Annotated in this window: 13 protein-coding genes and 2 pseudogenes; 10 read left to right on the top strand and 5 right to left on the bottom strand. The window is 69.6% G+C overall.

Going from position 1 to position 12,557, the window contains the following annotated elements:
* Position 1 precedes the first annotated feature (1 nt).
* Both ACZ5VD_RS31115 and ACZ5VD_RS31120 read right to left on the bottom strand, forming a co-directional pair.
* Positions 2-268 (bottom strand): annotated as a pseudogene (locus tag ACZ5VD_RS31115) (MmyB family transcriptional regulator); the annotation flags it as partial.
* Positions 222-1,151 carry a helix-turn-helix transcriptional regulator gene (locus ACZ5VD_RS31120; RefSeq protein WP_468552663.1) on the bottom strand — a complete coding sequence of 310 codons (930 nt, stop codon included), beginning with the start codon at positions 1,149-1,151 and terminating at the stop codon, positions 222-224. The gene ACZ5VD_RS31120 and the pseudogene ACZ5VD_RS31115, both read right to left, overlap by 47 nt.
* 229 nt (positions 1,152-1,380) lie before the next feature.
* Here ACZ5VD_RS31120 and ACZ5VD_RS31125 point away from each other — a divergent pair, with 229 nt between their 5' ends.
* Together ACZ5VD_RS31125 and ACZ5VD_RS31130 are read left to right on the top strand one after the other, a co-directional pair.
* Positions 1,381-1,794 carry a (R)-mandelonitrile lyase gene (locus ACZ5VD_RS31125; RefSeq protein WP_468552695.1) on the top strand — a complete coding sequence of 138 codons (414 nt, stop codon included), beginning with the start codon at positions 1,381-1,383 and terminating at the stop codon, positions 1,792-1,794.
* Between the two features lie 215 nt (positions 1,795-2,009).
* A complete protein-coding gene (locus ACZ5VD_RS31130; protein ID WP_468684044.1) occupies positions 2,010-3,044 on the top strand; it encodes a zinc-binding dehydrogenase in 1,035 nt (344 codons plus the stop codon).
* A 25-nt stretch (positions 3,045-3,069) separates the two neighbouring features.
* On the opposite strand, the gene ACZ5VD_RS31135 is transcribed toward ACZ5VD_RS31130, so the two are convergent.
* A complete protein-coding gene (locus ACZ5VD_RS31135; protein ID WP_468684045.1) occupies positions 3,070-3,513 on the bottom strand; it encodes an MmyB family transcriptional regulator in 444 nt (147 codons plus the stop codon).
* A 163-nt stretch (positions 3,514-3,676) separates the two neighbouring features.
* On the opposite strand from ACZ5VD_RS31135, the gene ACZ5VD_RS31140 reads away from it, so the two are divergent.
* From ACZ5VD_RS31140 to ACZ5VD_RS31150, 3 genes are all read left to right on the top strand, one after another.
* Positions 3,677-4,654, top strand: a complete 978-nt coding sequence (locus ACZ5VD_RS31140; RefSeq protein WP_468684047.1) for an aldo/keto reductase — start codon at positions 3,677-3,679, stop codon at positions 4,652-4,654.
* Between the two features lie 134 nt (positions 4,655-4,788).
* Positions 4,789-5,526 (top strand): flavodoxin, encoded by a 738-nt coding sequence (locus ACZ5VD_RS31145; protein ID WP_468684049.1) that lies wholly within the window; start codon positions 4,789-4,791, stop codon positions 5,524-5,526.
* Positions 5,527-5,703: 177 nt separating this feature from the next.
* Entirely contained in the window at positions 5,704-5,925 is a 222-nt protein-coding gene (locus ACZ5VD_RS31150; RefSeq protein ID WP_468684051.1) for a hypothetical protein, read from the top strand.
* Here the strand turns inward: ACZ5VD_RS31150 and ACZ5VD_RS31155 are convergent.
* Positions 5,882-6,010: a hypothetical protein gene (locus ACZ5VD_RS31155; protein ID WP_468552699.1), complete on the bottom strand. Its 129-nt coding sequence runs from the start codon at positions 6,008-6,010 to the stop codon at positions 5,882-5,884. The genes ACZ5VD_RS31150 and ACZ5VD_RS31155 overlap by 44 nt on opposite strands.
* Positions 6,011-6,132: 122 nt before the next feature.
* Here ACZ5VD_RS31155 and ACZ5VD_RS31160 point away from each other — a divergent pair, with 122 nt between their 5' ends.
* The 3 genes and pseudogenes from ACZ5VD_RS31160 to ACZ5VD_RS31170 all read left to right on the top strand — a co-directional run bounded on the left by ACZ5VD_RS31160 (position 6,133) and on the right by ACZ5VD_RS31170 (position 8,565).
* Entirely contained in the window at positions 6,133-6,912 is a 780-nt protein-coding gene (locus ACZ5VD_RS31160) for a hypothetical protein (RefSeq protein WP_468552658.1), read from the top strand.
* A 155-nt stretch (positions 6,913-7,067) separates the two neighbouring features.
* A pseudogene (locus ACZ5VD_RS31165) lies at positions 7,068-7,418 on the top strand (phosphotransferase); the annotation flags it as partial.
* Positions 7,419-7,503: 85 nt separating this feature from the next.
* The gene (locus tag ACZ5VD_RS31170) at positions 7,504-8,565 is read left to right on the top strand and encodes an RNA-binding protein (protein ID WP_468552657.1); all 1,062 of its coding nucleotides are present in this window, start codon (positions 7,504-7,506) and stop codon (positions 8,563-8,565) included.
* A 151-nt stretch (positions 8,566-8,716) separates the two neighbouring features.
* Here the strand turns inward: ACZ5VD_RS31170 and ACZ5VD_RS31175 are convergent, their stop codons facing one another.
* The gene (locus ACZ5VD_RS31175; protein ID WP_468552656.1) at positions 8,717-9,043 is read right to left on the bottom strand and encodes a hypothetical protein; all 327 of its coding nucleotides are present in this window, start codon (positions 9,041-9,043) and stop codon (positions 8,717-8,719) included.
* A gap of 660 nt (positions 9,044-9,703) precedes the next feature.
* On the opposite strand from ACZ5VD_RS31175, the gene ACZ5VD_RS31180 reads away from it, so the two are divergent.
* Positions 9,704-10,306 (top strand): hypothetical protein, encoded by a 603-nt coding sequence (locus ACZ5VD_RS31180; RefSeq protein ID WP_468552655.1) that lies wholly within the window; start codon positions 9,704-9,706, stop codon positions 10,304-10,306.
* Positions 10,307-10,657: 351 nt separating this feature from the next.
* Positions 10,658-12,481, top strand: coding sequence for an asparagine synthase (glutamine-hydrolyzing) (asnB, locus tag ACZ5VD_RS31185; protein WP_468684052.1), 1,824 nt, complete (start codon positions 10,658-10,660; stop codon positions 12,479-12,481).
* Positions 12,482-12,557: the final 76 nt, after the last annotated feature.

Genomic DNA, 12,557 nt, shown 5'->3' on the forward strand with positions numbered 1-12,557 from the left:
CGTAGGAGGAAATCAGGCGGTGAACGCCGGTGCCGTCCAGGTCGAGGGCTTGAAATCCGAGCTTGAAGACGCCGAACTCCGGGTGGTGGAAGGCTTTGGTGCCAGTGGTGTGGCCCTGGACGTCATAGCGCTCCCACAACTCGGCGAAGTCCGCGCTCCTGTCACGCAGTTCAGCGATGAGGCGCCCGAGCCCCTGGGCGACTGGCCGAGGGCCCGCCAGGTCAGGGGGAGGCGGGGTGCTCCGCCTCGGCGGCCGACCGGTCGTCACGCTGAGACGCCCCCTTCTCGGGATGCTCCTGTCCGAGCAGGTCGAGCAGGGCCATCGCGTCGTGATCGGCGGTGCCGGGCTCGGCGTAATACGTCACCAGGCGGTGGCCGGGGGTGCCTTCCAGTTCCATGGACTGGTAGCCGAGGGTGAGGTCGCCGACCTCGGGGTGGTGGAAGGTCTTGCGGCCGTGAGAGTGCCCCTTGACGTCGTAGCGCTCCCACAGACGGGCGAACTCCGGGCTTTTCAAAAGGAGTTCACCGGCGAGCCGGGTCAGGTCCGGGGCGTCGGGGTCGGTGCCGGCCAGGGTGCGCAGTCGCGCCACGCAGCCGCGGACCTGGGTGCTCCAGTCGTGGAACAGGTCACGCGAGGCGGGGTGGAGGAAGAGGTACCGGGCGATGTTCCGCTCCCTGGCGGACCAGTCCTGGATGCCGGGGAGGAGCCGCAGTCCGCCGGGGTTGGCGGCGAGCAGGTCGTTGGTACGGCTGACGACGTGCGCGGGGTGGGGACGCAGACTCTCCAGGAGCAGCTTCACACCGGGCCGGACGGTGCGGCTGGGCGCGGCGGGTGGCTTGGGCGCACCGCGCGCGGCGCGGGCGGCAAGGCTGCGCAGGTGCTCGTGTTCTTCGTCCACCAACAGGAGGGCCCGGGCGAGGGAGTCGACCACGGACGTGCTGGGCCGGGTCTCCCTGCCGCGTTCCAGTCGGACGTAGTAGCCGATGCTGATCCCGGCCAGGGTGGCCAGTTCCTCGCGGCGCAGTCCGGGGGTACGGCGCAGCCCGGTACCGGCCGTCAGGCCGACCTCCTCCGGGGTCACCCGGGCCCGGCGGGCGCGCAGGAAGGACCCCAGCTCGGTACCCGTGCCGTTCCGCTGCTCGCTGTTCATGTCTTCCAGTCTGCGGGCCCTCCCCCTTTCGCGGCATGGGTGTGGGGGGCCCTGTCACACCCCGGAACAGCGCTCCCCGGCACAGCCCGCCCTGCCACGCGGCGCGCGATGGGGGAAGGGTGGATGACATCGGAGATTTCCCTTCGACGTTCTCCGCCGGGTGGCTCAACACCATGAGCGCGACCATGCGGCTGAGGGGACATCGTCGAGGACAGTAAGGAGCGGAGTGTTGGAAATCCTGAAGAAGCAGCCCACGGTCAAGGCACCCGGCGACTGGTTCACCGGCGACGTCTGGTTCGACGTGATCCACGCCGGCGAGGAGCCCTCGCGGATGCGCGCCAACATGGTGCGCTTCTCGCCCTGCGCGCGCACCGACTGGCACTCTCACGTCATGGGCCAGACCCTGCACATCGTCTCCGGCATCGCCCTGGTCGGCACGCGCGACGGCACGGTCGTCGAGGCTCACCCCGGCGACACGATCCACACGCCACCGGGCGAGGAGCACTGGCACGGTGCGACCTCCGACCACTTCATGACCCACCTGGCGATGTGGGAGGGCGCGGGCGACGGCAGCCCGGAGACGACCTGGCTGGAGAAGGTCGACGACGCCGAATACAACGCGCCGAGCAGCAGCAGCCGCTGAACGGCGACCCTGGCGCGGGGGGCGCCGGCATGGGTGCCGGCGCAGGGTGAGTACGTCGTCCCCATCCCCGGACCAGGACGCCGGAGCATCCGGCGGACAACACCGCCGCGGATGTCGGGCCGAGCGTCGTGGACCTCGCCGACCTCGACGCGCTTCCCGTGCCTACGGGAGGCCGCTACCTCTGATCGGCACCATCACAACCTGGGAGAAGACGCATGCGAGCAACAGTGATGTACGGCGCCGGCGATGTCCGCGTCGAGAACGTACCCGACCCCAAGATCCAGAACCCCACCGACGCCGTCGTACGCGTGGTGCGCTCCTGCGTCTGCGGCAGTGACCTGTGGCCGTACGGGTCGAAGCCCGCCTCCGAGGACGGCGTGCGCATGGGGCATGAGTTCCTCGGCGTGGTCGAGGAGGTCGGTTCGGAGGTGTCCGGACTGAAGTCCGGTGACCTGGTGGTCGCGCCTTTCGTCTGGTCGGACAACACCTGCGACTTCTGTACGGAGGGGCTGCACACCTCCTGCCGTCACGGCGGCCGGTGGGGCCCGAACGGTGTGGACGGCGGCCAGGGCGAGGCCGTCCGCGTCCCGCAGGCCCAGGGCACGCTGGTGAAGCTGCCGGTGGCCGAGGACTCGGCTCTGCTGCCGTCGTTGCTGACCCTGTCCGACGTGTACTGCACCGGCCACCACGGCGTGGTGACGTCCCGGGTCGCCCCCGGCAAGTCGGTGACGGTGATCGGCGACGGCGCCGTCGGGCTGTGCGCGGTGCTGGCCGCCAAGCGGCTCGGTGCCGAGCGAATCATCCTCATGGGGCGGCACACGGACCGCACGGACCTGGGCCGGGACTTCGGCGCCACCGACGTCGTGGCCGAGCGCGGAGAGGAAGGCATCGAGCGCGTACGGGAGTTGACCGGTGGCGACGGTACACACGCGGTGGTGGAGGCGGTCGGTGCCACGCAGGCGATGGACACGGCGCTGAACATCGTCCGCCACGGTGGTGTGATCAGCCGGCTCGGAGTCGCGCAGTACACCGAGATCCCGCTCGGCTTCGCGTCGATGATGGGCAACATCACCGTCACCGGCGGCGCCGCGCCGGCCCGTGCCTACATCGAGGAACTGCTGCCCGACATCCTCGACGGCACAGTCGATCCCGGCCGGGTCTTCGATCACACCGTCGGCTTCGACGGCGTACCGGACGGCTACCGGGCCATGGCCGACCGGACCGCTCTGAAGGTCCTGATCCAGCCCTGACCCGGTCGAGGGCCCCGGGCAGCCATCAGTTCCGCTTCTCCTCCGCGGCCTTCGACTCCGGTCCGGTGGCGACCATGTCCAGCAGGACCATCTTGTCGTGGTCGGGTGTGCCGGGCGTCGCGTAGTGGGCGACCAACCGATGGCCGGGGGCGCCTTCCACCTGCATGGACTGGTGGTCGAGGGTGAGCTCGCCGACGTCCGGGATAGGGAAGGTCTTGGTGCCGTGGGTGTGCGCGCGTACGTCGTAGCGCTCCCAGAGCTGTACGAACTCCGGGCTCTCGGCCAGTAGTTCGTCGACGAGCCAGACGAGGTCCGGGGCATCCGGCTCGGTGCCGGCCAGGGCGCGCAGACGCCCCACACACGCGCGGATCTGCTCGTCCCAGTGGTCGAAGACGGTGCGGGCGCCGGGATCACGGTCACCCTCACCCGGTATGTGCCTGCGGTGCAGGCGGGAGGGGGGCCCTGCCATTACCCCGAAGAGCCCGCCCTGCCACACGGGCGAAGTGCGGGCGAAGCTGAATGAGCAAGACGCCGGCACCCCCGGAAACCCGTCGATGGGCCACCACAGGCACGACCTGCCGGGCCGGGCGGGAGCGAAGGGCGGGGCGACGCCACGAATCGGAGAGGACGACATGCATTACATCAAGCTGCGTGACCTGGAGGTTTCCCGGATCGGGCTGGGAGCCATGGGCATGTCTCATGGCTACACCGGCTCCGGCACCGACGACGCGGAGTCGATCAGGACGGTCCACCGGGCGCTGGAACTCGGCGTCACGCTCATCGACACCGCCGAGATCTACGGCCCCTACACCAACGAGGAGCTGCTCGGGAAGGCGCTCAAGGGGCGCCGGGACCAGGTAGTCCTGGCCACCAAGTTCGGTCTCGTGTCCCACGGCGGCGAAGGTGCCTGGAACCTGGATTCCGGCCCAGCCAACATCCGTGCCGCCGTGGAGGGCTCCCTGAAGCGGCTGGGCACCGACCACATCGACCTCTACTACCAGCACCGCGTCGACCCGAACACCCCCATCGAGGAGACCGCGGGCGCCGTCGGTGAGCTGATCGCCGAAGGCAAGGTGCGCGCCTTCGGCCTCTCGGAAGCCGGTCCGGACACGATCCGCCGTGCGCACGCCGTGCAGCCCGTCACCGCGGTGCAGTCCGAATACTCCCTGTGGACGCGGGGCATCGAGGACCGCGTCCTGCCTGTCCTGCGGGAGCTGAACATCGGACTGGTGCCGTTCTCCCCGCTGGGGCGCGGCTTCCTGACGGGCACCGTCCGCTCCACCGACCAGTTCGACGAGGGCGATTTCCGCCGCGACAACCCGCGCTTCACCGGCGAGAACTTCCGGCGCAACCTCGCCCTCGCCGACGAGGTGAGGGCCCTGGCCGGCCAGGTCGGCGCCACGCCCGCGCAGGTGGCGCTGGCCTGGCTGATCGCCCAGGGCGACTCCGTCGCACCGATCCCCGGCACCAAGCGCGTTGCCCGCGTCGAGGAGAACACCGCCGCCGACGCCGTCACCCTGACCGCCGAGCAGCTCGCACAGCTGAGCAGCCTGCCGCCCGCCGCCGGCGACACCCACACCGAGGCCCAGGCGCAGATGCTCGAACGCTGACCTTCCGCTCCCCAGTTACTGCTCGCAGGTCTTCGACCACCACGACCCCGAGATCGTCCCCTGGCCTGTCAAGCGCCGCCTGGACGCCTGACTCGTCCCTTTCCCCTTCCAGATCCCTCGCGAAGGGGCCATCTGTGAACCACCCGAACCTCAAGTCGGTCCGGCGCCGCACGATCCTGCGCGCCGCTCTGCTGACCGGAGCCACCGCCATGACCGAACCCCATCTCAGCAGCTGCTCACCCGCGAACGACCAGCCAGATCCCGACCGGCAGACGTCGTCACCGAGCTCAGTGCGAAGCGGCGCGGCACGGGGCAAGGTGCTGGTTGCCTACTTCTCACGCCCAGGCGAGAACTACTACTACGGCGGTCGCACCAACCTGAAGGTCGGCAACACCGAGGTCATGGCTCGCAAGATCCGCAGCCTCATCGACTGCGACCTGTACCGGATCGAGCCCACCGACCCCTACCCGGAAAGCTACGACGCGACCGTCAAGCGCAACGTCCGCGAACAGGACACGGACGCACGTCCCGGCATCAAGGGCTCGTTGCCCGACCTCGTCGGGTACGACACCGTGATGCTGGGCAGTCCCATCTGGAACGTCCGCGCACCCATGATCATGACGTCGTTCACGGAGCAGCTCGACTTCTCGGGCAGGACCGTCGTGCCCTTCACCACGCACGCCATGAGCGGCCTGGGCACCACCGCACGCGACTACGCGGTCTCCTGCCGCGGCGCCACCTTCGCCGAGGCGCTGGCCGTCCAGGGCGAAAAGGCAGACCAAGCGGATCGTGACATCAGCACCTGGCTCGAACGCGTGGGCCTTGAGACCTCCGACAGTGCCAGGTCGTCCCAAGGACGTGCAGCTCTCTGACGCGCGGCTTTCCGCTCGACGACTTGATGGTCTGACATGAGCGACTCGGAAGAGCAACGGGCCATGCGCTGCAGAGCAACGCCAAGCCCCTCGAAGGCAAGCAGCATCCCAACCGGGACACGCAGTTCCACCCCATCATCGAGCAGGCCCGCGGCCACCACCAAGACCGGTCTGACGATGTACGCCGCATTCGACACCAACCCGTACCCCACCGGCATCCAGGTCAGCGACGACGAGACGGCCGCCCTGCCGATCACCCGACACGGCCTAAACGGTCACTACCACTACCTCCTCCACACCAGCACCCGCCGGACGCGACACCGGTCATCAGTACGTCAGACCAGGCCTCGGCGCATCACGTCGCGGCCACGAGCGCCTGCAGTGTCTCCCCGCAGATGAGGAGCACGAAGAAGGCGTCGGGATCGTCACCGAGCACCACATCGGTCCTGTGCCCTTCGACGGGTCCCGCGACCTGAACGGCCACGAGCGATCCGTCGTTCAATATTCACGTTCCGTCACAATTGCATCACTTCCCCCTCTGAGCTGTCCTGCCGGGGCATCTCGCCCCATACGGTCATCTGGCGCCAACTGATCTATGGGGGACACATGTCGTACAGTCAGCCGCCGCCTGTCCAGCCACCGTTCGTCGGACCACCGCCCGGCCGGCCGGGCGGCAAGCAGGCGTGGGCGCGGAAGCGGATCGTCATCCCGGCGGCGTTCCTCATCTTCTTCGTCGGGGTCGGCATCGGGTCCTCGGGCAGCGGCGACCAGGCAAAGACCAGCGTCAGCGGCGAGGCCGATCCGCAGCCCACTGTCACCGTCACGAAGACCGCCCCGGCGAAGCCGACCGAGGGCGAAGACGGGAAGCAGCTGAGTGACGACGAGCCAGTGGCCGACGAGAACAAGAAGGCGACCGTCCCCCACTTCGTCGGGATGGGTCTTCAGTCCGCCCAGGACAAGGCGCAGGATGCCGGCTTCTACGGGCTCACCTCGCACGACGCGCTAGGTCGGGACCGGATGCAGGCATTCGACCGGAACTGGAAGGTGTGCAGCCAGAACGTGAAGGCCGGCGCCTCCAAGTCCACAGATACGAGCCTGGACTTCGGCGCGGTGAAGCTGGAGGAGGTCTGCCCGGCGAAGGACGAGAAGCCGCCGACCGCGGAAGGCGGCAAGATGCCGGACGTCGTGGGCAAGTCGGTGAAGGCGGCTCGTTCCGCGCTCGACTCCGGTGTGTCCATCACTGTGAAGGACGCCCTTCCGGACGACCGTTGGGTGCTGGTCGAATCGAACTGGAAGGTGTGCACACAAACCCCGTCCGTGGGCGCGTCGTTGAGCGGACAGCCCGTCGAGTTCTCCGCGGTCAAGTTCGAGGAGACCTGCCCGTAGGCAGGACGAAGTGCCTCGCATCTGCCGCCGGAGCGGAGATGCGGGGGAGCGGAGCGTGGAATCTCGCTCAGAGGAGCGAGCCCGGTGAGTACCGGCGTGCTGTGGGCTGGGTGTGGTCATCCAGCGCCCAGCACGCCACGTCCTGGTCTGCCCCCCCCAGGCTGTGGCTCCACGGCGACCTGCACTTGGCCAACGTCCTGACCACGAACGGCACCTTCTGCGGCGTGATCGACTTCGGCGACCTCTTCGCCGGCGACCCGGCCCTCGACCTCGCCGCCGCCTGGATCCTGCTCCCGGACGGCGCCGCCGACCTCTTCCACGAGGCCTACCGGCCGCGTCCGGACGCCGCAACCCTGCGCCGCGCCCGCGGCTGGGCGGTGCTGCGCGCGCTGGTCTGCCTCCAGATCGGAGACGCCGGTGTCCACGGCCGCCCCGGGGGCAAGGCGACCTGGGGCCCACCCGCCCACGCCGCGCTGCGACGCCTCACCGCATCGGTCCACCGGTGATCCAGCACCCGGCGGAAGGCCAAAGGGCGAGCCCCGTGCAAGAGGCTCAACTCCCCTGGAAACTCTGCGGCGTGAGGCTGTGCCGGTGAGGAAAGATGAGACCGTGCCGACCTACGTCTACCGCGTCACGAAGTACGACCCCTCCGATCGCGACGAGCACGGGCACTACATCGGCCCCGAGGACACCGTCGGCGATCACGGCGAGGTCGAGGCGGCCTACCTTCAAGCGGTCGCGGCATTCGCCGGAGCCACGGGCGTCGACCACCTGGCCATACGTGAGCCGGGAGTGCCGTCCCTCGCGCACTTCGGGGCCGAACCTCCGGTGGACGGCTATGGACTGGACGGACTCTTCCCGCCCTCCCCGCACGCTCCCCACACCTCGACCGACCCGGCACTCCCGCCCGGCTTCCACGACGGGGCTCAGGTGGCGCTCCACACCGCGCTCGAACTGGTCAGGGTCATGCTGCGCGACAACGGGGCATGGTGCCGACTGGAAACCGAGGAGGCGTTCTCGGTTCACGTGGGCTGGGACCAGTACCTCTACGTCGGCAGCAGTCGGCCCTGCGAAGAGGCACTCGCCCGCACCCGTGAACTCGGACTGTTCCCCGAGCGCCTGGATTCCTCCCCGTACGACATCAACTCGGAGGTCGAAGGGACAGACCTTCCGCGGGCAGGCGACGACGACTTCTGGAACGGGCTGCGCCAAGCGGTGGTCGCCAACCGCGCCGGGACCTTGGAGGAGATGTTCGCCGAAGGCGCCACGCGCTGGCACCAACTCACCCCCGACACCCTCGACATGGTGCGCGCAGGCCTGGCGCCCCGCGCTCGTCTGGCCGTGTGGCCACCTCTATCCTTCGATATTGACGCGGTCCTCGCCTCCTTCCCCGCAGAGGGCCTCGTAGAAGGCGTCTGGCAGGACAAGGACGGCCGCGTTCACAGCGCCTTCTGCGACGAGGACGTCTTCCCCGAGTTAGCCTCCCGGATATCCGAGGCCTCCGCTGCCGCACTCATGTCCGGCTATGCGGGCCAGGACATGCCTCTGTGCACCGCTGTCATGCCTGACAGCGACGGAGTGCTCCGGGCACGTTGGCGCCCCGCGCCCGCAGTGGGCGATCAGGGCCGAGGGAGGACTGGTCAGCCGCACTGACGACGCGGCGGTTCGGGCGGCGGGCGCCAGGCAGTGCGGCATGACGCCGCGCGGTGCGGTGGGTCGGCGCCTCGTCATCAGCGTGACGGCGGCCCAGGTGATGAGCGATTCGCGCTCATCGTGGGGAGGCGTTCGCGGTCACGAGCCGAGGCTACTCATCTGGGGATCGGCCGGACAGTTGCCGGTGCTCCGGCACAGAGTCGATGGCCGCCTGCACGGTCTCCAGCAACCGGGCCAGGCCGGTCGGGCCGTCCCACTCCGCATCGGTGTGATGCCACAGGTGGCGGGTTCCCCGCTTGCCCGGCCGACCGTGGGCGATCTCGATGCTCCTTCTCCCCTTGCGGTCCGGGCCCGTGACACGGAAGTGCATATGACGTATGTGGAAGCGATGGGCGGCGCTGCCGCCGAAGACCTCCAACACCCGGCCGTCGAAGGAGTAGAGGTGACTGCCGGCCACGGCCGTGATCTCGTCGTTCATGCGGTGAAGCTAACAGTTCATCGGCGGGTGAACGTTGAGCATGAATGACTGTTCGTGGTCGTACTCGGCGGTGAACGCCTGGCCGCCGTCCCCCCGTCCTATCGGCCTGCGGGCCTTCCCCGCGCCGCTGCCGTCGAGTGGCTGCACCTACTCTCCCGCACCTCTTCCGCCGGGCGGTCGACCGGCTCGACCTCGGCCCGCACGTGCCGCGGGCGTGGAGGTACATGGCCGCCAACGGTCACTGTGCGTGGGTGGAGTTGGCGTTGAGGTGGCGAAGGTAGGTGTCGATCCGGGTGAAGGGGGCTTCTGGCGGTTCCCTCTGCGGGCTGTGGCCTGCTGCCGGGATGACCTGGAGCAGGCCACCGCCCGAGAACGACCGGCGTACTGGTGCGCGGCCCGGGACTGACGACCGGCGTTGCTCGGACGACTGAACTCGCCCTACCTGTACGGCTCGGACCAGTGGGAGTACGACGACGCGTGCGTGCCACTGGTGTTGGAATCGTGGCAGGCGTGAGGGTACGGGGTCTGTTGGGGGCGGGCGCGGGCCTTGGGGCGAGCGATGACAGGTCGCGGATCAGGGGTCGTGGCGCCGTGCGGCCGGGTCGAGGCGGGTGGAAAACAGGGTGCGGGGGCGCGACCCCGGCGCCTAACGTGGCATCCATGCGCGTCGTCTTCACCAAAGGCCCCGGTACGAGCTACGACATCGCGGTGCACCGCGAGACGGGTGCGGCGCTGGCCCCACGCAATGGTCCCGGCGGACATCCGTACCTGCCGCACGACCTCGTGCACTTCCTGGTCGAGGCGGAGGCAGGCATCGCGCTCGGCGTGTACGGCCGGCTGGCCGCCGGTGACAACGGCCTGTTCTGGCCCGCGGATCCCGCCGAGCGGAACAAGGCGGCACGACGTCGCAAGTCGAAGCCGGTCAAGCCGTCCCCGCAGGCGGGGGCGGACATGGCGCGCTCGGAGGAGCTGGCGGGCATAGCGGTGCCGGTCTGGGAGGTGCGCCGCGGCCATGCGAAGACCCTTCCGGCGTATGTACGGGCCGACGAGGTCCCCCCGGTCGTCGACCGCATCGTCACCCGCCTCGACGTGTACGCGGACCGCTGGCACGCCCTGCCGGTGGGCGGCTGCCTCGAACTCGCCTGGCAGGCCCGAGTCGTTCGACCGTGCCCGGGCATGACCGACCCCGGTGGGGCGGGTGCGCGGCGGACGGCCCAGGGCGTTGGCCGGACCGTCCACCCCTCCTCGCGCGCCACAACGTGAGGTCGTTCAGACGTCGATGGCACTTGCTCAGGGTGAGGTGACACAGGACAAGTACTCCTGTGTCACCGAGGCATGGTCGGCCGTGCCCCGTCTCGCTCGACCTGGTCGTCATGTCGGATGACCTGGTCCGATCCTCCTCGAAAGGCCGGATCGAGTGTGACGGGCATTCCTCAGGGCGGTTCGCCGTACAGGGGGTGACCCTGGCGCGTTTTGATCGTTTCCGTGGTGGTGTCCGGCGTACAGGGTCCGGCACCGGGTCTCCTCCTCGCGTGCGCGGTGTCTGGCGATGGGAGAGGAGGTCCTGTATCCGGATCGTGCGACGCGTCCCGTGCTGGGGGCGGGGGAGTTCCCATGTGTGGGCTGGTCGGTTTTGCCGGTTTCGCGGGCCATGTGCCCCAGTGCACCGAGGACACCTCCCTCAAGGAGATGACCGAGACTCTGGCCTGCCGAGGGCCGGACGCCTCTGCCATGTGGGCCGAAGGAGCGGCTGGCCTGGGACACACGAGACTGGCCACCGTGGACCTGGCCGGCGGCCGGCAGCCCATGACCCTGGCGCACGACGGACGTACGGTGCTGGCGGTGGCCTTCACCGGAGAGGTCTACAACCATGCCCGGCTACGGTCGGAACTGACCGCCCTCGGACACCGGTTCACCACCCGCAGCGACAGCGAGGTCGTGCTGCACGCGATCGACGCCTGGGGTGAGGGGGCTCCGGCCCGTCTGGAGGGGATGTTCGCCTACGTCGCGTGGGAGCCGGGCCCCAGGCGGCTGACGATGGTCCGGGACCGGTTCGGGATCAAGCCGTTGTGTTACGCGCGTATCGGCGACGCGGTGGTGTTCGGCTCCGAACCCAAGGCGGTCCTGGCGCACCCGGTGGTGACCGCGCGACTGGACCTGGACGGGCTCAGGGAACTCCTGCTGTCCGCCCACCCGATGATCAAAACACCCGGGCGCAGTGCTTTCGCGGGCCTGAACGAGGTCGCCCCGGCCACCGCTGTCACCGTGACACCCGAAGGTGCGCGCACCCGCCGCTACTGGTCGTTGGCCCCGGTCGAGCACCGCGAGGACCTGCCCGCCACAGTGGCGCGGGTACGGCAGTTGCTGGAGGCGGCCGTCACCGGACAACTGGCGGCCGACGTGCCGGTAAGTGTCCTGTTGTCCGGTGGCCTGGACTCCAGCGCGATCGCCGCGCTGGCCCGCCCCACGGCCGGAACCCTGCACACCCTGTCCGTGGACCTCGGCAATCAGACATCCGACCGGGACGCCATGGGCCGCGACCCGGACGGCCCCTACGCCGAATTGATGGTGCGCCACCTGGGCAGCTCACACCGCCGGGTACGTCTGGACGCCGATGCGCTCGCCGACCCGGACCGGCGCGCCCGGGTCGGGCACCTGCGCGACGGGCTGACGCTCGGTGACTTCGACACCTCGCTGCTCCAGCTGTACGGCGCGGTACGCGAGGACTTCCCGGTCACCCTGGCCGGAGACGGGGCCGACGAACTCTTCGGCGGCTACCGCTGGTTCACCCCCCAGGCCGCGGCGGCAAAATCCTTTCCCTGGGACGGCGTGCTGGACCGCGCGGACTTGACCCGGCTGCTGGACCCGTCCCTGGCCGCCGCACTGGACCTGCCCGCACACCGCGCCGAACTCCACCGGGCCGCCTGCGCCGAGATCGAGCACCTGCCCGGAACCACCCCCGCGGAGGCCGCGCTGCGACGGGACAGCTACCTCAACCTGACCCGGTTCCTGCCCTGCCTGCTGGACCGCGCCGACCGCCTCAGCATGGGCGTCGGCCTGGAGGTCCGGGTGCCGTTCCTGGACCACCACCTGGTCGAGTACGTCTTCAACACCCCCTGGGACATGAAGACCTTCGACGGCCGCGAGAAGAGCCTGCTGCGCGCCGCCGTTACCGATCTGCTCCCCGAACCGGTCCTGGCCCGCCGCAAGAGCCCCTACCCCATGGTCCGCGACCCCGCCTACCGCGCGGCCCTCACCGCACAGGTCGACCGCCTCCTGACCGAGGCCGGCCCCGCCACCGCCCTGCTGGACACCTCCGCCGTACGTGGCCTGCTCCTTGAACCCAGCGGTACAGGGCGCTTTCCCCGCGAGGGACTGGAACTCGTCCTGGACCTGGACCACTGGCTACGTACCCACCACCCCGGCCTCCACCTCTGACCGCCCGCCGGCGCCGTACCGTCCACCCTCCCCGCTCCCTCTTCCCGCCCCCGTCGCCGAGACCGCACAGGACCAG

This window comes from Streptomyces sp. NPDC032822 (genome assembly GCF_055578825.1).

Excerpts from the sequence above, each read along its gene's own strand:
- ACZ5VD_RS31135 (WP_468684045.1), bottom strand. The coding sequence starts at position 3,513 with ATGGCAGGGCCCCCCTCCCGCCTGCACCGCAGGCACATACCGGGTGAG.
- asnB (WP_468684052.1), top strand. The coding sequence starts at position 10,658 with ATGTGTGGGCTGGTCGGTTTTGCCGGTTTCGCGGGCCATGTGCCCCAG.
- ACZ5VD_RS31180 (WP_468552655.1), top strand. The coding sequence starts at position 9,704 with ATGCGCGTCGTCTTCACCAAAGGCCCCGGTACGAGCTACGACATCGCG.
- ACZ5VD_RS31150 (WP_468684051.1), top strand. The coding sequence starts at position 5,704 with ATGTACGCCGCATTCGACACCAACCCGTACCCCACCGGCATCCAGGTC.
- ACZ5VD_RS31175 (WP_468552656.1), bottom strand. The coding sequence starts at position 9,043 with ATGAACGACGAGATCACGGCCGTGGCCGGCAGTCACCTCTACTCCTTC.
- ACZ5VD_RS31130 (WP_468684044.1), top strand. The coding sequence starts at position 2,010 with ATGCGAGCAACAGTGATGTACGGCGCCGGCGATGTCCGCGTCGAGAAC.
- ACZ5VD_RS31140 (WP_468684047.1), top strand. The coding sequence starts at position 3,677 with ATGCATTACATCAAGCTGCGTGACCTGGAGGTTTCCCGGATCGGGCTG.
- ACZ5VD_RS31120 (WP_468552663.1), bottom strand. The coding sequence starts at position 1,151 with ATGAACAGCGAGCAGCGGAACGGCACGGGTACCGAGCTGGGGTCCTTC.
- ACZ5VD_RS31160 (WP_468552658.1), top strand. The coding sequence starts at position 6,133 with ATGTCGTACAGTCAGCCGCCGCCTGTCCAGCCACCGTTCGTCGGACCA.